20 protein-coding genes are annotated in these 20,285 nt (G+C 59.6%); 11 read left to right on the top strand and 9 right to left on the bottom strand.

Annotated elements, in window-relative coordinates:
* Nucleotides 1–194 precede the first annotated feature (194 nt).
* The 6 genes from adk (at nucleotide 195) to AC3WP4_RS18605 (ending at nucleotide 4,601) form a co-directional block, all read left to right on the top strand.
* The gene (gene adk / locus AC3WP4_RS18580) at nucleotides 195–842 is read left to right on the top strand and encodes an adenylate kinase (RefSeq protein WP_102615596.1); all 648 of its coding nucleotides are present in this window, start codon (nucleotides 195–197) and stop codon (nucleotides 840–842) included.
* A gap of 87 nt (nucleotides 843–929) precedes the next feature.
* On the top strand, nucleotides 930–1,604 hold the full coding sequence (gene tsaB, locus AC3WP4_RS18585) for a tRNA (adenosine(37)-N6)-threonylcarbamoyltransferase complex dimerization subunit type 1 TsaB (RefSeq protein ID WP_074879772.1): 675 nt from the start codon (nucleotides 930–932) through the stop codon (nucleotides 1,602–1,604).
* 278 nt (nucleotides 1,605–1,882) lie between these two features.
* A complete protein-coding gene (locus AC3WP4_RS18590) occupies nucleotides 1,883–2,188 on the top strand; it encodes a hypothetical protein (protein ID WP_008156859.1) in 306 nt (101 codons plus the stop codon).
* The gene (locus AC3WP4_RS18595) at nucleotides 2,188–3,048 is read left to right on the top strand and encodes a DUF72 domain-containing protein (RefSeq protein ID WP_102615595.1); all 861 of its coding nucleotides are present in this window, start codon (nucleotides 2,188–2,190) and stop codon (nucleotides 3,046–3,048) included. Before AC3WP4_RS18590 ends, AC3WP4_RS18595 begins: the two co-directional genes overlap by 1 nt.
* 33 nt (nucleotides 3,049–3,081) lie before the next feature.
* The gene (locus AC3WP4_RS18600; RefSeq protein ID WP_102615594.1) at nucleotides 3,082–3,903 is read left to right on the top strand and encodes an isocitrate lyase/PEP mutase family protein; all 822 of its coding nucleotides are present in this window, start codon (nucleotides 3,082–3,084) and stop codon (nucleotides 3,901–3,903) included.
* A 2-nt stretch (nucleotides 3,904–3,905) separates the two neighbouring features.
* The gene (locus AC3WP4_RS18605; protein ID WP_074879767.1) at nucleotides 3,906–4,601 is read left to right on the top strand and encodes an extensin-like domain-containing protein; all 696 of its coding nucleotides are present in this window, start codon (nucleotides 3,906–3,908) and stop codon (nucleotides 4,599–4,601) included.
* Nucleotides 4,602–4,618: 17 nt separating this feature from the next.
* On the opposite strand, the gene AC3WP4_RS18610 is transcribed toward AC3WP4_RS18605, so the two are convergent.
* Nucleotides 4,619–5,239 carry an energy transducer TonB gene (locus tag AC3WP4_RS18610; protein ID WP_102615593.1) on the bottom strand — a complete coding sequence of 207 codons (621 nt, stop codon included), beginning with the start codon at nucleotides 5,237–5,239 and terminating at the stop codon, nucleotides 4,619–4,621.
* 93 nt (nucleotides 5,240–5,332) lie between these two features.
* Between AC3WP4_RS18610 and AC3WP4_RS18615 the strand changes: the two genes are divergently transcribed.
* Nucleotides 5,333–6,115: a class I SAM-dependent methyltransferase gene (locus tag AC3WP4_RS18615; protein ID WP_008146717.1), complete on the top strand. Its 783-nt coding sequence runs from the start codon at nucleotides 5,333–5,335 to the stop codon at nucleotides 6,113–6,115.
* A gap of 118 nt (nucleotides 6,116–6,233) precedes the next feature.
* Here AC3WP4_RS18615 and AC3WP4_RS18620 read toward each other — a convergent pair whose 3' ends face one another.
* Complete coding sequence (locus AC3WP4_RS18620) at nucleotides 6,234–6,875, bottom strand: TetR/AcrR family transcriptional regulator (RefSeq protein ID WP_102615592.1); 642 nt, start codon at nucleotides 6,873–6,875, stop codon at nucleotides 6,234–6,236.
* 94 nt (nucleotides 6,876–6,969) lie between these two features.
* Between AC3WP4_RS18620 and AC3WP4_RS18625 the strand changes: the two genes are divergently transcribed.
* From AC3WP4_RS18625 to AC3WP4_RS18635, 3 genes are all read left to right on the top strand, one after another.
* Nucleotides 6,970–8,070: an efflux RND transporter periplasmic adaptor subunit gene (locus AC3WP4_RS18625; RefSeq protein WP_074879759.1), complete on the top strand. Its 1,101-nt coding sequence runs from the start codon at nucleotides 6,970–6,972 to the stop codon at nucleotides 8,068–8,070.
* 6 nt (nucleotides 8,071–8,076) lie between these two features.
* Nucleotides 8,077–11,148: an efflux RND transporter permease subunit gene (locus AC3WP4_RS18630; RefSeq protein ID WP_102615591.1), complete on the top strand. Its 3,072-nt coding sequence runs from the start codon at nucleotides 8,077–8,079 to the stop codon at nucleotides 11,146–11,148.
* A 181-nt stretch (nucleotides 11,149–11,329) separates the two neighbouring features.
* Nucleotides 11,330–12,682 carry a Fic family protein gene (locus AC3WP4_RS18635; RefSeq protein WP_102615590.1) on the top strand — a complete coding sequence of 451 codons (1,353 nt, stop codon included), beginning with the start codon at nucleotides 11,330–11,332 and terminating at the stop codon, nucleotides 12,680–12,682.
* A gap of 43 nt (nucleotides 12,683–12,725) precedes the next feature.
* On the opposite strand, the gene AC3WP4_RS18640 is transcribed toward AC3WP4_RS18635, so the two are convergent.
* The 4 genes from AC3WP4_RS18640 to plsB all read right to left on the bottom strand — a co-directional run bounded on the left by AC3WP4_RS18640 (nucleotide 12,726) and on the right by plsB (nucleotide 17,147).
* Nucleotides 12,726–13,415, bottom strand: a complete 690-nt coding sequence (locus tag AC3WP4_RS18640; protein ID WP_074879751.1) for a DUF4197 domain-containing protein — start codon at nucleotides 13,413–13,415, stop codon at nucleotides 12,726–12,728.
* A gap of 27 nt (nucleotides 13,416–13,442) precedes the next feature.
* The gene (locus tag AC3WP4_RS18645) at nucleotides 13,443–13,841 is read right to left on the bottom strand and encodes a YbaY family lipoprotein (protein WP_102615589.1); all 399 of its coding nucleotides are present in this window, start codon (nucleotides 13,839–13,841) and stop codon (nucleotides 13,443–13,445) included.
* Nucleotides 13,842–13,946: 105 nt separating this feature from the next.
* Complete coding sequence (locus AC3WP4_RS18650) at nucleotides 13,947–14,549, bottom strand: hypothetical protein (protein ID WP_102615588.1); 603 nt, start codon at nucleotides 14,547–14,549, stop codon at nucleotides 13,947–13,949.
* Nucleotides 14,550–14,663: 114 nt separating this feature from the next.
* A complete protein-coding gene (plsB, locus tag AC3WP4_RS18655) occupies nucleotides 14,664–17,147 on the bottom strand; it encodes a glycerol-3-phosphate 1-O-acyltransferase PlsB (protein ID WP_076029915.1) in 2,484 nt (827 codons plus the stop codon).
* A 163-nt stretch (nucleotides 17,148–17,310) separates the two neighbouring features.
* On the opposite strand from plsB, the gene AC3WP4_RS18660 reads away from it, so the two are divergent.
* Nucleotides 17,311–17,520: a cold-shock protein gene (locus tag AC3WP4_RS18660; protein WP_008146705.1), complete on the top strand. Its 210-nt coding sequence runs from the start codon at nucleotides 17,311–17,313 to the stop codon at nucleotides 17,518–17,520.
* Between the two features lie 135 nt (nucleotides 17,521–17,655).
* Here the strand turns inward: AC3WP4_RS18660 and AC3WP4_RS18665 are convergent, their stop codons facing one another.
* From AC3WP4_RS18665 to dapE, 3 genes are all read right to left on the bottom strand, one after another.
* Entirely contained in the window at nucleotides 17,656–18,033 is a 378-nt protein-coding gene (locus tag AC3WP4_RS18665) for a hypothetical protein (RefSeq protein WP_074879738.1), read from the bottom strand.
* Nucleotides 18,034–18,116: 83 nt separating this feature from the next.
* Entirely contained in the window at nucleotides 18,117–18,926 is an 810-nt protein-coding gene (locus tag AC3WP4_RS18670; RefSeq protein WP_074879735.1) for a putative RNA methyltransferase, read from the bottom strand.
* Nucleotides 18,926–20,077, bottom strand: a complete 1,152-nt coding sequence (gene dapE / locus AC3WP4_RS18675; RefSeq protein ID WP_102615587.1) for a succinyl-diaminopimelate desuccinylase — start codon at nucleotides 20,075–20,077, stop codon at nucleotides 18,926–18,928. The genes AC3WP4_RS18670 and dapE overlap by 1 nt, the downstream gene beginning before the upstream one ends.
* Between the last annotated feature and the right edge of the window lie 208 nt (nucleotides 20,078–20,285).

The raw sequence follows: 20,285 nt of genomic DNA on the forward strand, positions 1-20,285 counted from the left end.
TTGCGACTAGGGTTACCCCGACGAAAGGCCACATCAGACGCGGGTTTCTCCGACTTTCGGCGGCTTGTGTGGTCCGGGCCTGCTGTGTATCTTGATCAGCCTTTGGCCGTTTGGGCGGTCACGACCCTTTTTTTGAGATTGGCCCCACGAGGCGAATCTGACGTTATCCATATAAAAAATTGAGGAGCACATCGATGCGCGTCATTCTGCTGGGAGCTCCCGGGGCCGGTAAAGGTACTCAGGCTAAGTTCATCACCGAAAAATTCGGCATTCCGCAAATCTCCACCGGCGACATGCTGCGTGCCGCGGTCAAGGCCGGCACCGAGCTGGGCCTGATCGCCAAGAGCGTCATGGACAGCGGTGGTCTGGTTTCCGATGACCTGATCATCAACCTGGTCAAGGAACGCATCAGCCAGGCCGATTGCACCAACGGTTTCCTGTTCGACGGTTTCCCGCGCACCATTCCTCAGGCTGAAGCCCTGGTGAAAGCCGGCGTCGAGCTGGATCATGTGTTGGAAATCGACGTTCAAGACGAAGACATCGTTCAGCGTATCGCTGGCCGTCGTGTTCACGAGGCCAGCGGCCGCGTGTACCACATCGTCTACAACCCGCCAAAAATTGCCGGTAAAGACGACATCACCGGCGACGAGCTGGTGCAGCGCAAAGACGACACTGAAGAAACCGTGCGTCATCGCCTGTCGGTCTACCATGCCCAGACCGAGCCTCTGGTGAAGTTTTACCAGGAGCTGTCCGTCGCTCAAGGCAAACCGAAGTACAGCCACGTCGAAGGTGTTGGCTCGGTTGAAGCGATCACCGGCAAAGTGCTTGAAGCACTGAGCTAAAAAAACGCTTCATCTTCTACGGCCCGCTTGCGGGCCGTAGTTGTTTATACTGGCGCACTTTTTCTGACCTCTCTTACGGAAACATCGATGAGCACCTTGCTGGCCCTGGACACCGCGACTGAAGCTTGCTCCGTTGCCTTGCTGCATGACGGCAAAGTCACGAGCCATTACGAGGTGATCCCGCGCCTGCATGCGCAGAAGCTGCTGCCGATGATTCAGCAGTTGCTGGCGGATGCCGGGACCACCCTGCAAGCGGTCGATGCCATCGCTTTCGGCCGTGGTCCGGGGGCGTTCACCGGCGTGCGGATCGCCATCGGCGTGGTGCAGGGGCTGGCGTTTGCGCTGGATCGCCCGGTATTGCCGGTGTCGAACCTGGCCGTGTTGGCGCAGCGGGCCTATCGCGAACATGGCGTGAGCCAGGTCGCGGCCGCCATCGATGCGCGCATGGACGAAGTGTATTGGGGTTGCTATCGCGAAACGGCGGGGGAGATGCGCCTGGTCGGCAATGAGGCAGTGCTGTCGCCGGAAGTGGCCGCGTTGCCGGCTGACGCCAGCGGTGAGTGGTTTGGCGCCGGCACTGGCTGGGGTTATGCCGAGCGAATCGCGGTCAGCCTGACCGGGCAGGATGCGGGCATGTTGCCTCACGCTGAGGACCTGCTGACCCTGGCACGTTTTGCCTGGGCGCGGGGTGAGGCGATCGTGGCCGATGAGGCTCAGCCGGTGTACTTGCGCGATAAAGTCGCGACGCCCAAAGCACGATAATCCGCATTGCTTTTGTGGCGAGGGAGCTTGCTCCCGCTGGGCTGCGAAGCGGCCCCAATCGTAGGCAAGTACACCCCCGCCGTCTGATTTTACGACTGCTTCGCAGCCGAGCGGGAGCAAGCTCCCTCGCCACAATGTGTACCAACGCAGCCAATCGTCGTTTTATATCCCCCAGCTTTTAAACCTTTTCCATTTTCTGTGTTCTAGTTATCACTCGGCGGTTTGCGAAGCGGGCTATGCGCCACTAAACTGCCATCATTGATACCGGACATGTACTCATGCGTATAGACGGCGTTCCCTCTCAGTCCTACCCCATCAAGCGCAAGCCTCGCAAAGGCCCCGTGGCGGATGACGACTACGTCGATATCGACGGCGAGCTGGAAATTCCATCCGAAGAGCAAATGGCCGCCCGCGCCGCCAAGGCCTCTGCGCAACGCTTGAGTAATCTCCCCGCCCGTCAACAAGACATGCTTTATCACCGTGCCATGAGCAGCAGTGTCGCCAAGGCCCTGGCCAGCTACCTGAGCACCGCCGGTTTTGTCGATTGGGATTCGGATGTGCTGGGCCTCGACCTGTACATCTGATGCAGTTGCCTTACTACCTGGGCTGTCCGTCCTGGAGTGAAAACGCCTGGCGCGATTACCTGTATCCGCAAGACGCAAAACCCACCGAATTTCTGAATCTCTATTCCCAGGTTTTCAACGCCGTGGAAGGCAACACGACCTTCTACGCGAGCCCGGCTGCGACCACCGTGCAGCGTTGGGCCGAGACCATGCCCGAACACTTTCGCTTCACTGCCAAGTTCCCCGGTGACATCAGCCACAGCGGTGACCTGCGCGAACAATTGGCCGCTGCCGAAACCTTCCTGCAATTGCTCAGCCCCCTCGGCGAACGGGTTTCACCGCTGTGGCTGCAACTGTCGAAAAGCTTCACGCCGCAGCGACTGTCGGAACTTGCCGGTTTTATTGATGCGGTGGACCGGCCTCTGGCGGTTGAAGTGCGGCATGACGAGTTCTTCGCCAAGGGCGATGCCGAGAGAATGCTCAATCGCCTGCTATTGGATCGCGGTGTCGAGCGTATCTGCCTCGATCCCCGCGCGTTGTTCAGCTGCACATCGACCGATCCCTCGGTACTACATGCCCAATCGAAAAAGCCCCGGGTGCCACCCCGTCCGGCCGCCTTCACGCAATGTCCGCAGGTGCGTTTCATCGGCCATCCGCAGCTCGAGGCCAACGATCCGTTCCTGATGCCGTGGGTCGAGAAAATCGCCGTGTGGATCGAAGAGGGGCGTACGCCCTATATCTTCCTGCACACCGCCGACAATTTGCTGGCCGCCAAACTGGCGCAACGTTTTCACGCAAAACTGATGCTGCGTTTACCTGGCCTGCCGCCGCTGCCTGAGCTATACAGAGAGCCCGCTGCCGAGCAACTTGGCCTGCTCTGAAGCGGATTCCTTGTCTTTTTCAGGAGCCTGCCAATGGATGCGCAAACCCTTCGAGCCCAAGCGTTCAAAGCACTGCACGAACGCGCGGGGGCTTTTGTCATTCCCAACCCGTGGGATGCCGGCTCGGCGAAGATGCTCGCCAGCCTTGGTTTCGAAGCGCTGGCGACCACCAGCGCCGGATACGCTTTTTCCAACGCCCGCCCCGATGGCGGGCTGACGCTGGACGACACCCTGGCAAACGTTCGGGCGATTGTGGCGGCAACTGATCTGCCCGTCGCCGTCGACCTGGAAAACGGCTTCGCTGACGATCCCGCCGAATGCGCACAGAGCATTTTGCGTGCGGCAGAGGCCGGGGCGGTCGGCGGCTCTATCGAAGATGCCACCGGCCGTGAAGAAGCGCCGATCTACTGTTTTGAGCACGCCGTCGCGCGCATTGAGGCTGCCGTGGCCGCCGCTCGCAGCTTGCCGTTCCCGTTCATGCTCACAGCCCGAGCGGAAAACTTTTTGCACGGCAATCCTGATCTCGCCGATACCATTCGCCGCTTGCAGGCATTTGCCGAGGCGGGCGCCGACGTGCTTTATGCGCCGGGGCTGCGCAGCGCTGAAGAGGTGTTGGCGGTGGTCCGTGCCGTGGCGCCGAAACCGGTCAATGTGTTGATGTCTGGCGGACTGAAATTGACGGTCGAGCAGTTGAGCGAAATGGGCGTCAAACGCATCAGCGTCGGTTCGGCACTGGCCTTGGCCGCCTACGGCGAGTTTTTCCGCGCGGCCGAAGAGATCAAGACGTCGGGCACCTTCGGCTTCACGTCGCGTTCCATGCCGTACGCCCAGGCCAATAAATTGTTCAAAGGCTGACGATGCGGTTTCGGTGGTGGCTGCTGTTGATGCTGTTGATCATCGGCATGGCGGCCGTGAGCGTCTGGCGCGGCTGGGTCTCAGTGCCGGCGCAGTGGAATCCCTGGGCACCGCTGGACGTGAAGGCCGCGCCCAATTTTCTGACCCGCTACAAACTGATGCGCCTGCGCAATGATCAGCAGTTGTGCGATCAAGCCCTGAGCAGCTCCGGATTACGCGTAACCCATCAGGCCGACAGCCCCGATGCGACGTGCCCGTTGCTCAACACCTTGCGTGTGCAGGGCGGCGAGGTGGCGCTGAGCAGCAGTTTCCTCGCCAGTTGCCGCCTGGCGGTGTCGTTCGCCCTGTTCGAACACCACGCCCTGCAACCCGCCGCACAAGCGGTCTACGGCCAAGCGGTCACGCGAGTCGACCATCTCGGCAGCTTTGCCTGTCGCAACGTCTACAGCCGCGAGAACGGCAGGCGCAGCCAGCATGCCAGTGCCGATGCGCTGGATATCGCCGGTTTTCGCTTGGCCGATGGCCGCACCATCAACGTGCTCAAGGATTGGTCGAAGGATAATCAGGACGCGCGGTTTTTACGTCAGGTCCGCGATGGCGCCTGCGACATGTTCAGTGTGGTCTTGAGTCCGGATTACAACGCCGCCCACCGCAATCACTTTCATGTGGATGTCGGGCCGTGGTGGGTGTGTCGCTGAGGGCTTGTTATTGAAAGTCAGGCGGCGATGCGCAGGTTTTGCAGGACGATCGGGCGAGCCCAGCCGTTATCGAAGTCGAATTGTTTCTGTTGTTCCATCAGCTCTTCGGGCGAGAACGGCGGGAAGGGCTTGTCCAGCAGATCGAGTTCGAATTCGGCGATTGGCAGGTGCAGCGCACGCGGTTGTGGCGCCGGACCTGCTTGCGGCACAGGCTGACCTGCGGTGAGCACGATCGGGCGGACCCAACTGCTTTCGAAGTCCTGTTGTTTCTGCTGAGCGACGATTTCTTGCGGCGGGAACGGTGGGAAAGGTTTGTCGGCCAGCTCCATTTCGAACTCGGCAATCGGCAGGAACAGTGGCTCGGGCGGGCGGACCTCGGTTTCTTTCACATCGCATTCGCGTTGGGAAATGATGTGCGCCAGCAGTTCGCTGCCAACGGTGGGTTCGACCGGGCTGTCGAGATCGACCGGTGGAAAGTTGAGAGAAGCCGGTACGACATCGCCCGACTGATCGGCCAGGGCCTGGGCAAAGAAATCCTGCCACAGGTGACTGACGCCGCTCAGTGCTTGGGAGTTTCGCAGGCCAAAATCGCCGTGGGGCGAGATGTAGCCTATCGATGTGCGTTGAATGTCTGACATTTCTCTCGGTCGACGCTCAGCTCTGGCAAAATGCTCGATAGTTTTGTTATCGGCCGTTTTTGCCGATCATTAATTTTTTGAGCGTGTTTTCTCATGATTGAGCAACCTGCGGCCTGCCGCATCCATGTCGAGGCCCTGGCCGCGACTTTTCAGCCACAGGCCGAACAATGGGCCGAGCGCCTGGGTTTGCCGATGCAGGTGGATGACGGTGAGTTCGCCTTGCAGGTCGGCGACCAGGGGTTGCAGCTGCAGCAACTGGGCCCGGACGCGCCGGGACCGGTGCGGGTGGACTTTGTCGAGGGCGGTGCGGCCCATCGTCGGTTGTACGGTGGCGGCAGCGGTCAGATGATCGCCAAGGCTGTCGGGGTTGCCCAAGGCGTGCGTCCGCGCGTGCTGGATGCCACGGCGGGGCTGGGCAAAGATGCGTTCGTGCTGGCGAGCCTGGGCTGCGAGATGAGCCTGATCGAGCGTCAGCCGCTGATTGGCGCGTTGCTTGAAGATGGCCTGGCGCGCGGCGCGGAAGACTTTGAGGTGGCGCCGATCGTGGCGCGGATGCGCTTGCTCAAGGGCAATTCGATCGAGGTGATGCGCAATTGGGAAGGCGAGCCGCCACAGGTGATTTACCTCGACCCGATGTTTCCCCATCGTGAGAAAACGGCCTTGGTGAAGAAGGAAATGCGCCTGTTCCGGCCGCTGGTAGGCGATGACCCGGATGCGCCTGCACTGCTCGAAGCGGCGTTGGCGTTGGCCAGCCATCGGGTGGTGGTCAAGCGCCCGCGCAAGGCGCCCTGCATTGAAGGGCCGAAGCCGAGTCATGCGCTGGACGGTAAATCCAGTCGGTATGACATTTATCCCAAGAAAGCGCTCAAGCCCTGACTCAACACTGATCGTTCCCACGCTCTGCGTGGGAATGCCTCAACGGACGCTCCGCGTTCGGCTTTGGATGGGACGCAGAGCGTCCCGGGCTGCATTCCCACGCAGAGCGTGGGAACGGTCATTGCTCAGGCCGATACGCCCGCATAAACAATTCCACCACTTCCTGCACATGGCTCTCGGCCGCATCCCCGATCAACGGTTCGCCACAACCATAAAGCAGCCTGAAATTCCCTGCCCCCTTGAGCAGGCAGAAGAAATGCTCGGCCGCATTGCGCGGTTTGTCGATGCTCAGCGCGCCGCTGTGATCAACCTTGCTCAGCAACCGCTCCATGCCTTGCAGCATGCGCTCAGGTCCGGCCTCGAAGAAGATCAGCGATAGTTTCGGGTCCTGGCTGCCCAGCGTCATCATCAGCCGATGCAGGTTGACCGATTCGTCGCTGTTGATCAGCTGATGAAAGCCGCGCGCGATGTTCAACAGCACCGTTTCTACGGCAACGCCGTCCGGCAATTCGAAAAACAGCGTCGGCAATTGCTCTTCGCACTTGGCCATCACGGCGGCGGAGAACAGCGTCTCCTTGTCGTTGAAATGGCTGTAGACCGTCAGCTTCGACACACCGGCCTCGGCCGCGACGGCGTCCATGCTGGTATTCGCATAACCCTTGCTCAGAAACAGAATTTTCGCCGCATCGAGGATTGCCTGGCGCTTGGCCAGATCCTTGGGACGGCCCGGACCGTTGGGTGCTGGGAGATTGTTCGACATTCTTCGCTTTTAATACTGGACTGGTGAGTTTGCTATTAATAACATACCGCCCAGTATAATTATTCCAAGCACCATTAGCGAAAGGTCCTTCACCATGTTCCGCTATGCCTTGCCCCTCGCGTTGCCAGTCAGCCTGGCGTTTTTATTGTCTGCGTGTGGTCACGAAGAGGCGCCTCAAGTCACCGTTCGTCCGGCCATGGTCGTGCAGCCAGAGCCGTCATCCCAGGCGATGGAGAGTTTTCCGGGTGAAGTCCGGGCAAGGTATGAGCCGGAGTTGGCGTTTCGCATTGGCGGTAAGGTCAGTCGACGACTGGTCGAAGAGGGGCAGCGGGTCAAGGCCGACCAGCCTCTGGCGGAACTCGATCCTCAGGACGTGCGCCTGCAACTGGAAGCCACTCGCGCCCAGGTCGCCGCTGCCGAGGCCAACCTGAGCCTGGTGCGCGCCGAACGTGACCGCTACAAGACCCTGATGGAACGTCAGATGGTCAGCCGTTCGCAGTACGACAATGCCGAAAACCTTTACCGATCCGGTGAAGCACGCCTCAAGCAAATCAAAGCCGAATTCAACGTCTCGACCAACCAGGCCAGTTACGCGGTGCTGCGTGCGCCGCAGGATGGTGTGGTGGCGAAACGCTCGGTTGAAGTCGGGCAAGTCGTGGCGGCGGGGCAAACCGTATTTACCCTCGCCACCGATGGCGAGCGCGAAGTGTTGATCAGCTTGCCGGAGCAAAGCTTTGGCCGCTTCAAGGTCGGTCAGCCAGTATCGGTGGAACTCTGGACCCAACCCGACCAACGTTTCGCCGGGCGCATCCGTGAGCTGTCGCCCGCTGCCGACCCAAAATCGCGCACCTTTGCCGCCCGCATCGCCTTCACTGCCGGCAAGGTGCCTGCCGAACTCGGCCAGAGTGCCCGGGTGTTCGTTCAAACCTCCGATGTGGTGCCGCTGTCGGTGCCGCTTTCCGCGCTGACTGCGGAAAACGGCGCGACCTACGTCTGGGTCGTCAATGCCAACAACACCCTGAAGAAAACCCCGGTGCGGGTCGGTGCCTTCGGCGAGAAAACCGTCCCGGTACTCGAAGGACTGAGCGCCAGCGACTGGGTGGTGGCCGCTGGCGTCCATGTGCTGCTGGAAGGGCAGCAGGTGCGTCCGGTGGATCGCTCCAACCGCGTGGTCAATCTGGCGGACAAGGAGTAATCCCCGATGGGTTTCAATCTTTCCGAATGGGCGCTGCGCAATCGCCAGATCGTACTGTTCCTGATGCTCTTGCTGGCCATTGTCGGCGCACTGTCCTACACCAAGCTCGGCCAAAGTGAAGACCCGCCGTTCACCTTCAAGGCCATGGTGATTCGGACCATCTGGCCAGGGGCCACGGCGCAGGAAGTGTCGCGCCAGGTCACCGAGCGCATTGAAAAGAAACTGATGGAAACCGGCGAGTACGAACGCATCGTTTCGTTCTCCCGTCCGGGCGAATCCCAAGTGACGTTTGTTGCCCGTGATTCCATGCATTCGGTGGAAATCCCGGAGCTCTGGTACCAGGTTCGCAAGAAGATCAACGACATTCGTCATACCCTGCCACCGGGCATCCAGGGGCCATTCTTCAATGATGAGTTCGGCACGACGTTTGGCAATATCTACGCCCTGACCGGCGATGGTTTTGATTACGCGGTGCTCAAGGACTACGCCGACCGTGTGCAGATTCAGCTGCAACGGGTCAAGGATGTGGGCAAGGTCGATCTGCTCGGGTTGCAGGACGAGAAAGTCTGGATCGAACTCTCCAACGTCAAACTCGCCACCCTCGGCCTGCCTTTGTCGGCGGTGCAGCAGGCCCTTGAAGAGCAGAACGCGGTGTCCACCGCCGGGTTCTTCGAGACCTCCAGCGAGCGATTGCAGCTACGCGTCTCGGGGAATTTTCAGACGGTCGAAGAGATCAAGAGCTTCCCGATCCGCGTCGGTGATCGTACGTTCCGCATCGCCGATGTGGCGGATGTGCGGCGGGGTTTCAACGATCCCCCAGCGCCGAGCATGCGCTTCATGGCGGAAAACGCCATTGGCCTGGCCGTTGCCATGAAGGACGGTGGCGACATTCTGGTGCTGGGCAAGGCACTGGAAATCGAGTTCGACCGAATCCAGAAAAACCTTCCTGCCGGTATGCAGCTGCGCAAGGTCTCCGACCAGCCCGCCGCCGTGAAAAGCAGTGTCGGCGAATTTGTTCAGGTGCTGGTGGAAGCGCTGGCAATCGTCCTGCTGGTGAGTTTCTTCTCCCTCGGCGTGCGCACCGGCATGGTGGTTGCGCTGGCGATTCCTTTGGTATTGGCGATGACGTTCGCCTGCATGTATTACCTGGGAATCGGCCTGCACAAAATTTCCCTGGGGGCGTTGGTACTGGCGCTGGGTTTGTTGGTGGACGACGCGATCATCGCCGTGGAAATGATGGCGATCAAAATGGAGCAGGGCTTCGACCGCATCAAGGCAGCCAGCTACGCCTGGACCAGCACCGCATTCCCGATGCTCACCGGTACGCTGATCACCGCTGCCGGCTTCCTGCCGATTGCCACTGCGCAATCGGGCACGGGTGAATACACCCGTTCGATCTTCCAGGTGGTGACCATCGCGTTGCTGGCCTCGTGGGTGGCCGCGGTTGTGTTTGTGCCTTATCTGGGGGAAAAACTCCTGCCGGATCTGGCGAAGATTCATGCCGCCAAACATGGCACCGGCAATGGCCAGCCCGACCCTTATGGCACGCCGTTCTATCAGCGCGTCAGGCGCCTGGTGGAGTGGTGCGTACGGCGGCGCAAGACGGTCATTGTCCTGACGGCGGTGTTGTTTATCGGTTCTGTCATCCTGTTTCGCTTCGTGCCGCAACAGTTCTTCCCTGCGTCGGGTCGTCTGGAATTGATGGTCGATCTGAAGCTGGCGGAAGGCGCTTCGTTGAGCAACACCCGCGATGAGGTCAAACGACTCGAAGCCCTGCTCAAGGATCACGCCGGTATCGACAACTATGTCGCGTACGTCGGCACCGGTTCGCCACGTTTTTACCTGCCCCTGGATCAACAACTTCCTGCCGCGAGCTTTGCGCAGTTTGTTGTCCTGGCCAAAACCATCGAAGAGCGCGAAGTCCTGCGCACCTGGCTGATCGAAGCCCTCAAGGAACAATTCCCGGCCCTGCGCGCGCGGGTGACACGTCTGGAGAACGGGCCTCCGGTTGGCTATCCGGTGCAGTTCCGGGTCACCGGTGAGCACATCGAGGAAGTTCGCGCGCTGGCCCGTAAAGTCGCGGCCAAGGTTCGCGAGAACCCGCACGTGGTCAACGTCCATCTGGATTGGGAAGAGCCAAGCAAAGTCGTTTATCTGAACGTCGATCAGGACCGCGCCCGGGCGCTTGGCGTGAGCACTGCGAACCTGTCGAGGTTCCTGCAAAGCTCGCTGACCGGTTCCAGCGTCAGCCAGTACCGTGAAGACAACGAGTTGATCGAGATTCTGTTGCGCGGCACGTTGCACGAACGCACCGAACTGTCGCTGCTGCCAAGCCTGGCGGTGCCGACCGACAATGGTCGCAGTGTTGCACTGTCGCAAGTCGCGACCCTGGAATACGGTTTCGAAGAAGGCATCATCTGGCACCGCAACCGCTTGCCGAACGTGACGGTCCGCGCCGACATCTACGGCAAGGAACAACCGGCGACGCTGGTGAAGCAGATCATGCCGACCCTCGATCCGATTCGCGCCGAACTGCCGGACGGGTATTTGCTGGATGTCGGCGGTACGGTGGAGGACTCGGCTCGCGGGCAGAATTCGGTGAAGGCCGGTGTGCCGCTTTTCATCGTGGTGGTGCTGACGTTACTGATGCTGCAACTGCGCAGTTTCTCACGCACGGTGATGGTGTTTCTGACGGCGCCGTTGGGGTTGATCGGTGTGACCATGTTCCTGATGGTGTTCCGTCAGCCGTTCGGTTTCGTTGCCATGCTCGGCACCATCGCGCTGTCCGGGATGATCATGCGTAACTCGGTGATTCTGGTTGACCAGATCGAGCAGGATATCGCTTCCGGGCTCAAGCCCTGGCAGGCAATTATTGAAGCCACGGTGCGGCGTTTCCGGCCGATTGTGTTGACTGCTCTCGCGGCGGTGCTGGCGATGATTCCGCTGTCGCGCAGCGTGTTCTTCGGTCCGATGGCGGTGGCGATCATGGGCGGGTTGATTGTCGCGACGGCGCTGACGTTGCTGTTTCTGCCGGCGCTGTATGCGGCGTGGTTCCGAATCAAAAAGGACCCAGCCTAAACCTCTGTAGGAGCAAAGCTTGCTCGCGATGCAGGCGCCTCGGTTCCAATGGCCGATCGAGGTGCAGCCATCGCGAGCAAGCTTTGCTCCTACAGTTGTTTCAGAATCTTCCGATATTGAGTCAAAGGGATCGGAATGCTGTACTCAAAACTCGGTTTTACGAGTGTTTGAGACAACAATAATGAAAAAGCCGCCCATTTTTAGGGGAAGGACCGACCCGGTATTCGACCTGTTGGGGAAGTCGCCCCACAAGGAACGCCTCTCGGATTACCTCGGCTTGCTCAAGCCGATGGACGACCAGGGGCGTTATCTGCCGTTCGATGAATTGCGCTACCGCTGGGCGCCGGGGCTGGATTCGAATCTGTGCTGGGCGTTGGTGAAGAAAGCACGGACTGCGCAGTACTCAAGTCTTTTGCCTTTGGGCGAGCCGCTTCAATGGGGCAACTTCGTGCTCACTCCGCTCGCGCAGAAAGCTATTTCCGCTGTCGATCGAAAAGCCACGACGGCCGCGCTGGAGTACATGACCAGTCAGATCGGTGAGCATGCGCATTTCAGCTACCTGTTGAATGACTTGATCGAAGACGAAGCCATCAGCAGCAGTCAGCTCGAAGGCGCAGCGACCACCACGCGGGTGGCCAAGGACATGCTCAAGCGCAATCGCCTGCCGCGCACACCGGATGAGCGAATGGTGATCGGCAACTACAAGATGATGAATTTCGCCTGGGAAAAGCGTTATGACGCCCTGAGTGCCGAACTGATTTCAGCCATGCACCGGGTGGGTGTCGAGGGCATTGATGACACGCAATATTCGCCGGGGGAGTTCAGGGGCAACGATGATGTGGTGGTGCAGGACGGTGAGGGAAACACCGTGCATACACCGCCGCCCGCCGCAGGGCTGGCGTCACGATTGCGGGTGCTGTCGACGTGGATCAATCAGCCCCACAACGATCCCGATCAAAAGGATTACCTTCATCCACTGATCAAAGGCATCGCACTGCATTTTGCTCTGGGCTATGAGCATCCTTTTCGTGATGGCAACGGCCGGGTGGCGCGGGCGTTGTTTTATTGGTTCATGTTCAAGAATGACTTCTCTGCCTTTCGCTACATTGCGATCAGCATTTTGCTGCGCAGTGCGCCGGTGAAATACGGACGGTCGTATCTGAACACTGAGGCTGATGACCTCGATCTGACTTATTTCATCGACTTCCAGTGTTCGGTCATCTTGCGGGCTGCCAGCGGTTTTACCGATGCTTATCGGAAAAGTCTGGCGTATGCCGAAAGCTTTGATCGTTGGTTGTTGGAATCCGGTTTGTTAGACCGATTGACCGAGAAGCAACGAGCCGTATTCCAGGTGGCCAAGAGTGGAATGGCCAAGGAGTTTACGGCGGTCAATTTGAAGGAGAACCTGGGCTGTTCCTACAACACCGCGTCGGCCACATTGAATGGCCTGGTCGAGCTGGAGGTGTTTGAGAAAAGGAAGATGGGACGCGAGTGGGTGTTCTTTCTGCGGGTTCAAAACACAACCCCGTTCTGATCATTCCCACGCAGAGCGTGTGAATGATCAGCGGGAGAGAGTACTAGAGGGTGCCAAACACCTTCTTCGCCAAACTGGTCGCTGCCGCCGCAGGATTCTGGCGAATGGTTTCTTCCTGTTTACCAATCATTTCGAACAAACCGTTCAACGCCTGCTCGGTCACGTAGCTTTCGATGTTGGCGTTCTTCGCATCCACCACACCCAGCGTCGCGGCTTGCCCGGCGAACGAGTTGTACTGCTTGGCCAGGCCCACCTGGTCGGTGGCTTGCTTGACGATCGGCAGGAACTTGACGCGGATCTGTTCGCGGCTGGTTTTGCTCAGGTACTGCGTGGCCGAGTCCTTGCCGCCGCTGAGAATGCCCTTGGCGTCCTCCACGCTCATCTTCTTCACCGCGTCCACCAGGATCGGCTGGGCTTGCGTCACCGCGGTTTCAGCCGCTTTGTTCATGCTGGTTTCCAGCTGATCGACCTGGGCGCCCATGCCGAACTGTTTCATCTTGCTGGCGACTTTGCCCAGTTTGCCCGGCAATTCGATTTTCACGTCCGGGTTGTTGCTGAAGCCGCCCGGCGTGCCGAGTTGTTTCACGGCCAGTTGCGCACCTTGGGTCAGGGCATCCTTGAGGCCGCCGGTGGCGTCTTGTTGGGACAGGTCGTTGAGCGACAGTGCCAGGGCGCTGGCGGAGATCATCAAGCCTGCGCACAGGCCGGCGAAGCGAAGGGTAGGACGGAACATGGCAGCTTCCTTGTTCAAAATAGAAAGTTAGCGGGCGGCATCGACGCGGATTTTCAGTGGCTGCGGATCGCTGCCATCCAGCTGAACGGCGTGATGTTCGGTGGTGATGAACATCAGTTCGCCATTCACTTCGATCCGTGCGCTGACCGAATAACGATGGCCCGGTTTGATCTGGGCTGGATCGTAACTCAGATGAAACGGCAGCGGCACCTGGCCTTTGACCGGGCCTTTGTGTTCGTCGAGGACCACGGCGGGCGCGTCGGCCAGGGAAACGTCCTGCAAGCTGACGCTTAAGGTCGCACTCGGCGGCAGGGCGATGCGTTGCAGGTAGAACACTTCGCCATTGAGGCTGGTTTTCGCAGCAGGTTGTATTGATTGGCAGGCAGCGAGTAGAGCCGTAAGCCCTAGAAGCGAGCGTTTTTTCATGAGTTGAATCCCTGTCGTTGGCGCCCGAAGTAGACGAGCGCCAACAGCAATTTAACGGAATTTTCCGGTGATTTCTCCCCATGAATCTTTCGATAAGCGCTTTTTTCAGGTTCTACCAAAAGGTTTCAATACAACGGATCCTGGATAGACCGTAATTGAATTGTGGTACTCATTTTCAGTGGCTGCCAGCGTATAGCGCTTGCCGGGTACGACAGTGTCCGGATCGTATTCCAGATAAAACGCCTCCGCCATTTTTTCGCTGATATGTATTTGCGTCAGTTGTGCAGCCGTATCGTCGTGTTCGTGGGCGACAACAGTCACTGCGTGTTCAGGTTGTACTGCCCGAGGTTCCTGTGCCTGGAGATAGAGGCGGCCGATGGGGCTAAGGTGAAGGGTTTGTCGGTGCGGCGCACGGTGGACGATCACGAAGTAGTCCAGGTCAATCAGCAGTGGAACGCCGTTGTGGGTCATGCTGACGGTGACAAGGTATTTAACGCTGACATCGGAATAGTTGTGTGCAAAGTAAAAGTTCCAGCGCCCACTGCGCAGTACGGGTTCACGGGATTGCGCCACTTTGATGGGGGTGGAAGAGTTTGCGGTATGAACGCTTATATAAGTTTCACCTTCGCCACCGCTGGGCGGAATAAAGTCTTCAGGCAAACTAAAGGTGAGAGTGACGTATGGGGTGGTATTTTCTAATGGGTTCATCGCGATATCCGTATCGAGATTAGTTGTAGAGGGCCTCTATTAATTCATAACTGGGTGATTATAAGAACATCCTTGTTCTTATAATCATTGTCAGAAAGTTACAGCTAATCTCAACTAAACTTGATCCGCCGCATCTTCACTGCGATGCAACGCAACTTGACGAATCGACAAGCGAATCTCCGCGGGCAGCACTCGCTTGGCCGCACCTTCGGCCAGTTCGCCGAGCAGTTCGTGATAGCTCAGCTTGCCGGCTTCGTCGCGCTTGAGCACGTCGAGGTCGAGCAAAGTCTGGATGAAGTGGCGGAACAGGCTCTTGTCGAAAAACTCCGGGGCGTTGAGGCCATGGAGGATCGACAGGCGCTGGGCCATGACCGTGCACAAGTCTTCCAGCTCTTCGGCGCTGATGCTGTTCTGACCGCTGTTGAGCAGCAGCGAGACCGTCATGTAGAAGCGTTGCAGGGTCTGGGCGATGCTTTTCGACAGCAGCGTCAGCAGCACGAAATGCCGCGAGCTCGGCGCCGGCCGCAGGTAGACGTCGTTCTCGAAGCGAAGCAGACCTTGCTCGACGAAGGCTTCGAGCCATTGATCGATCACCGCATCCAGTTCGTCCAGCGACCAGCGAATGAACAGCTCCGATTGCAGGTACGGATACAGCGCGCGGGTGTAGCGCAGGATCTGTTCGCGGCTCATGCGCGAGGCGCTCTGGAAGAAGCTCGCCAGCAGCGCCGGCAAGGCGAAGATGTGCAAAACATTGTTGCGGTAGTAGGTCATCAGGACGGCGTTTTGTTCGTCCAAATACAAAATCTTGCCCAGGGCATCGCTCTGCTCGGACAGCAAATCCATGTCCTTCACATGCTCGATCAACGCGCGGCCGTTACCTTCGGGCAACGTGGTGTGCGGCGAATACGGGACCTTGCGCAGCAGTGCCAGGTACAGATCGAGGACGCGCGCCATCGCACGATCATCCAGCGCGAGACGGCTGGTGGACAGTAGCGCCAGGGCCACCAGGTTGACCGGGTTGATTGCCGCCGCCTCGTTCAGGTGTTGCGCGACTTTCTCGCCGAGGCGGTTGGTGGTTTCGTTGAGCCAGGCCGGTTTGAATTGCGGACCGAGTTCCTGTTGACGCCAGTCCGGCTGCTCGCTGTCTAGGAATTCCGCCAGTTTGATCGGCTCGCCGAAGTTCACCGCGACCTGGCCGAAGCGCTGCTTGAGCGCGCCGATGACTTTGAAGATGTCGAAAATCGATTCTTTCTTCTTGGTCGCGCCACGCAGTTCGCCAAGGTAGGTCCGGCCTTCCAGCACACGCTCGTAACCGATGTAGACCGGGATGAAAACGATCGGCATCCGTGACGAACGCAGGAAGCTGCGCAGGGTGATCGCCAGCATGCCGGTTTTCGGTTGCAGCATGCGCCCGGTGCGCGAACGGCCACCCTCGACGAAGTACTCCACCGGGAAGCCTTTGGTAAACAGGGTGTGCAGGTATTCGTTGAACACTGAGGTGTAGAGCGGGTTGCCCTTGAAGGTGCGGCGCATGAAGAACGCACCGCCACGGCGCAGCAGGCTGCCGATCACTGGCATGTTGAGGTTGATCCCGGCGGCAATGTGCGGCGGGGTCAGGCCGTTGCGGAACAGCAGATAGGACAGCAGCAGGTAGTCGATGTGGCTGCGATGGCACGGCACATAGATCACTTCGTGACCCTGGGCGACCTTCTGCACGCCTTCGATATGGTTGACCTTGATCCCGTCGTAGATCTTGTTCCAGAACCAGCTCAGCACCACTTCCAGAAAGCGGATCGCGGTGTAGGTGTAGTCGGAGGCGATCTCGTTGCCATAGCGCAGGGCCTGGGCCTTGGCTTTCTCCGGGGAGATGTTTTCACGCTCGGCTTCGTCGAGGATCGCTTGCTTGACCAAGGGCTGATTGAGCAGGCCTTTGACCAGGTTGCGGCGGTGGGAAATGTCCGGGCCGATCACCGCGGCTTTCAGGTTGCGGAAGTGCACCCGCAGAATTCGCTGGGCCATGCGCACGGTGCGCTCGTGGCCTTTGTTGTGGTCGATCAGCTCGCGCAAATGGATCGGCGCGGAGAACTGAACGCGGGTCTTGCGCCCCAGCACAATGATGCTCAGCAACCGACGCAAACGCCCGGTGACCGCCCAGCTATCGGCGAAGAGCAGCTTCCACGGGCTCGATTCGCTGTCCGGCGACTGGCCCCAGAACACGCTGACCGGAATGATCTGCGCGTCTTCGGCGGCATTCTGGCTCAACGCGCTGACCAGGCGGGTGAGGGTCGGCGGCGCACCGCGTTTGTCCTGGCGGCCAAGCCAGTCAGGCTCCGGCGTCAGGTAAAAGAACGCGGCGGGTTCTATCAACGCACCCACCGATACCGGCAGCACTGGTCGCGGCAGGCCGGCCTTGCTGCATTCGGTGTCGACCACGGCGAGGTCGGTCAGTGAAGGATTTTGCAGGACGTAGAACACCGGGCGGCTGCGGTCGAGGTTGAGGGTGAACGACGACTGATTGATCGTCTCCGAGCGAACCCAGAGGTAGAGCAGTCGGCGCAGGGTGCCAAACACAAGACGGCGGAACGGGGAACGGGTCATACGGCTTCTGCGTGAGTGGAAAAAACCGAGCAAATGCTCGGGCGGCCGATAGTGTGCCGTATTCGCCGAAAATCGGCAAAAAAGCGGCTAAGTAAAGTGAGTTGAGAGTTTTGGCGGCTGTCATATACTCGGCCGTTCAAAATAAAAACAAGGGGGTACTGACATGGCAACGCGCGAAACCGGCAATGTGAAGTGGTTTAACGACGCCAAGGGCTACGGCTTCATTCAGCGCGAGGATGGGGTGGACGTGTTCGTGCATTACCGCGCGATCCGCGGCGAGGGGCATCGTTCGCTGGCTGAAGGCCAGCAGGTTGAATACGGCGTGGTGACTGGCGAGAAAGGCTTGCAGGCTGAGGACGTTGTAGGCTTGTAAACACAACCCTTCAAAATCACACAACACCCTGTGGGAGCGTGGCTTGCCCGCGATGACGGCGGCACATCCAACAATGATGTGACTGACAAACCGCAATCGCGGGCAAGCCCGCTCCCACAGGTCCGTTGTACGGATTTAAGCGGTTTTCCAGGTGATCTCTTCTTCACCATCGGCGCTAATGCGCATCCAGCGATCCGCTGTCTCTTCACCTTCTTCCTCGACCCAGCTACCCGGTGCGCAACGCACTTCGACGTTCAGCGCGGCAAACGCGGCGCGGGCGCAGGCGATGTCGTCTTCCCACGGGGTCTGGTCGCTGTCCAGGAACAGGCTGTTCCATTTGCCCACGGCTTTCGGCAACCAGGTGACCGACACGTTGCCGGCCTTGCACTTGTAGGTCTGGCCTTTCTGGACCCAGTCGGTGCATGGGCCCAAAGCAGTGCCGAGCCAGGCCGCGACGGCCTTGTAGTCGACGTCGGCGTCTTTCAGGTAAATCTCGATATCGGGTTGGCGCATGGATGTCCTCACTGCGGGTCTGAAAAATCCATTCGCGGATTTAGCCGGCCTAGGGCAAATGCCGAAGACCAAAAAATTAAAAATTATTGAAGTACGAAGTAATCGTAGCGCATCGAAACAGTGACCTCGAACGGCTCGACCTGTTCGATGACCGCCGCCCGGCGTTCAGCACTGGCGCGCCAGCCGTGGGGCGTCATGGCCAACAGGTTTGCACGGTCCTGACCCTTTTCCAGCGTCAGTTTGAACTCCAGGGTTTCACTGTGTTGCAGCGTCATGCCTTCAGGCACCAAAGCCAGATGCTTGTCGTCGGTGTATTCACGCACTTCGTCGTACAGACGTTCGCGCAATTCCATCAGATGGCCGCTGGTCGGCCCGACTTTCATCAAGCCGCCGCCGGGGCTGAGCAGGCGCTTGGCTTCCTCCCAGTCCAGAGGGCTGAACACGCTGGCGAGAAACTGGCAGCTGCCGGAGGCCAACGGTATCCGCGCCATGCTGGCGATCAACCAGGTCAGCTGCGGGTTGCGTTTGCAGGCGCGTTTGACCGCTTCCCGGGAGATGTCCAGCGCGTAGCCGTCGGCGTTCGGCAAAGCCTCGGCGATTTGCGCGGTGTAGTAACCCTCGCCACAACCGATGTCCAGCCAGCGCTGCGGTGCGTATTGCGCCGCCAGTTCCGCCAGACGCTTGGCCACCGGCGCGTAATGGCCGGCGTTCAAAAAGTCCCGTCGGGCTTCGACCATCGCCAGGTTATCCCCAGGGTCGCGGCTGTTCTTGTGCTGCACCGGCAACAGGTTCAGGTAACCCTGGCGCGCACGGTCGAAACGATGCCCGGCGGGGCAGGCCACGCCGTTGTCCACCGCGTTCAGCGGTTCACTGCAGATCGGGCAGGCGAGCATCAGGCGAGCAACTTGATCAGGGTCTGGTAGTAGATTTCGGTCAGCACATCGAGGTCGGCAGCCAGCACGCGCTCGTTGACCTGATGGATCGTCGCGTTGACCGGGCCCAGTTCAACCACCTGCGTACCCATGGTCGCGATGAAGCGCCCGTCGGAGGTGCCGCCACTGGTGGAAGCTTTGGTTTCGCGCCCGGTGATGTCCTTGATGCTCGACGCGACGGCATCCAGCAATGCCCCCGGTTCGGTGAGGAACGGCAGGCCGGACAGCGCCCAGTCGATGTGCCAGTCCAGGCCATGCTTGTCGAGGATGTCGGCGACGCGTTTTTGCAGGCCTTCAACCGTGGATTCGGTGGAGAAGCGGAAGTTGAACACCGCCACCAGGTCGCCCGGGATCACGTTGGTCGCGCCAGTGCCGGAATTCACGTTGGAGATCTGGAAGCTGGTCGGCGGGAAGAAATCGTTGCCGTGGTCCCAGTGCTGGGCGGCCAGTTCGGCCAACGCCGGGGCGGCGAGGTGGATCGGGTTCTTCGCCAGATGCGGATACGCCACGTGGCCCTGCACGCCGCGCACGGTCAATTTGGCGCCAAGGGAGCCGCGACGGCCGTTCTTGACCACATCGCCCACCAGGGTGGTGCTCGACGGTTCGCCGACGATGCACCAGTCCAGACGCTCCTTGCGGGCGGCGAGGCGCTCGATCACCGCTTTGGTGCCGTGGTGCGCCGGGCCTTCTTCGTCGCTGGTGATCAGGAAAGCGACCTTGCCCTTGTGATCCGGGTAGTCGGTGACGAAACGCTCGGCCGCCACGGTCATGGAAGCGAGGCTGCCTTTCATGTCCGCCGCGCCGCGACCGCAGAGCATGCCGTGTTCGTCGATCACCGCGTTGAACGGATCGATCTGCCAGGCGGTCACCGGGCCGGTCGGCACTACGTCGGTGTGACCGGCGAAGCACAGTACCGGACCGTCGTGTTTACCGTGGGTCGCCCAGAAGTTATCCACATCTTCGATGCGCATGGGTTCCAGCATAAAACCGGCATCGCCCAGGCGCTGCATCATCTGCTTCTGGCAATCGGCGTCGACCGGCGTCACGGACGGACGGCGGATCAGGTCGATGGCGAGTTGAAGGGTCGGCGAAAGGTCGGCGTGGGCCGTCATGGGAAACTCCGAAAACATGAAATATGGGCGCGGACTAACTAAATGTGGGAGCCAGCCTGCTGGCGATGGCGGTGTGGCAGTCAACATAAACTGTGATTGTTACATTGCCATCGCGAGCAGGCTCGCTCCCACAGGGATGGATTCACGCCAAGCCCTGCAAAATGGCGGTTATCTTAAAGCAAAACGGCGGCCATTGGCCGCCGTTTAG

The sequence above is a fragment of the Pseudomonas sp. FW305-20 genome (assembly GCF_058788075.1).

What these genes read in the sequence shown, in the direction of transcription:
- adk (WP_102615596.1), top strand. Translation starts at nt 195, where the DNA reads ATGCGCGTCATTCTGCTGGGAGCTCCCGGGGCCGGTAAAGGTACTCAG.
- tsaB (WP_074879772.1), top strand. Translation starts at nt 930, where the DNA reads ATGAGCACCTTGCTGGCCCTGGACACCGCGACTGAAGCTTGCTCCGTT.
- AC3WP4_RS18590 (WP_008156859.1), top strand. Translation starts at nt 1,883, where the DNA reads ATGCGTATAGACGGCGTTCCCTCTCAGTCCTACCCCATCAAGCGCAAG.
- AC3WP4_RS18595 (WP_102615595.1), top strand. Translation starts at nt 2,188, where the DNA reads ATGCAGTTGCCTTACTACCTGGGCTGTCCGTCCTGGAGTGAAAACGCC.
- AC3WP4_RS18600 (WP_102615594.1), top strand. Translation starts at nt 3,082, where the DNA reads ATGGATGCGCAAACCCTTCGAGCCCAAGCGTTCAAAGCACTGCACGAA.
- AC3WP4_RS18605 (WP_074879767.1), top strand. Translation starts at nt 3,906, where the DNA reads ATGCGGTTTCGGTGGTGGCTGCTGTTGATGCTGTTGATCATCGGCATG.
- AC3WP4_RS18610 (WP_102615593.1), bottom strand. Translation starts at nt 5,239, where the DNA reads ATGTCAGACATTCAACGCACATCGATAGGCTACATCTCGCCCCACGGC.
- AC3WP4_RS18615 (WP_008146717.1), top strand. Translation starts at nt 5,333, where the DNA reads ATGATTGAGCAACCTGCGGCCTGCCGCATCCATGTCGAGGCCCTGGCC.
- AC3WP4_RS18620 (WP_102615592.1), bottom strand. Translation starts at nt 6,875, where the DNA reads ATGTCGAACAATCTCCCAGCACCCAACGGTCCGGGCCGTCCCAAGGAT.
- AC3WP4_RS18625 (WP_074879759.1), top strand. Translation starts at nt 6,970, where the DNA reads ATGTTCCGCTATGCCTTGCCCCTCGCGTTGCCAGTCAGCCTGGCGTTT.
- AC3WP4_RS18630 (WP_102615591.1), top strand. Translation starts at nt 8,077, where the DNA reads ATGGGTTTCAATCTTTCCGAATGGGCGCTGCGCAATCGCCAGATCGTA.
- AC3WP4_RS18635 (WP_102615590.1), top strand. Translation starts at nt 11,330, where the DNA reads ATGAAAAAGCCGCCCATTTTTAGGGGAAGGACCGACCCGGTATTCGAC.
- AC3WP4_RS18640 (WP_074879751.1), bottom strand. Translation starts at nt 13,415, where the DNA reads ATGTTCCGTCCTACCCTTCGCTTCGCCGGCCTGTGCGCAGGCTTGATG.
- AC3WP4_RS18645 (WP_102615589.1), bottom strand. Translation starts at nt 13,841, where the DNA reads ATGAAAAAACGCTCGCTTCTAGGGCTTACGGCTCTACTCGCTGCCTGC.
- AC3WP4_RS18650 (WP_102615588.1), bottom strand. Translation starts at nt 14,549, where the DNA reads ATGAACCCATTAGAAAATACCACCCCATACGTCACTCTCACCTTTAGT.
- plsB (WP_076029915.1), bottom strand. Translation starts at nt 17,147, where the DNA reads ATGACCCGTTCCCCGTTCCGCCGTCTTGTGTTTGGCACCCTGCGCCGA.
- AC3WP4_RS18660 (WP_008146705.1), top strand. Translation starts at nt 17,311, where the DNA reads ATGGCAACGCGCGAAACCGGCAATGTGAAGTGGTTTAACGACGCCAAG.
- AC3WP4_RS18665 (WP_074879738.1), bottom strand. Translation starts at nt 18,033, where the DNA reads ATGCGCCAACCCGATATCGAGATTTACCTGAAAGACGCCGACGTCGAC.
- AC3WP4_RS18670 (WP_074879735.1), bottom strand. Translation starts at nt 18,926, where the DNA reads ATGCTCGCCTGCCCGATCTGCAGTGAACCGCTGAACGCGGTGGACAAC.
- dapE (WP_102615587.1), bottom strand. Translation starts at nt 20,077, where the DNA reads ATGACGGCCCACGCCGACCTTTCGCCGACCCTTCAACTCGCCATCGAC.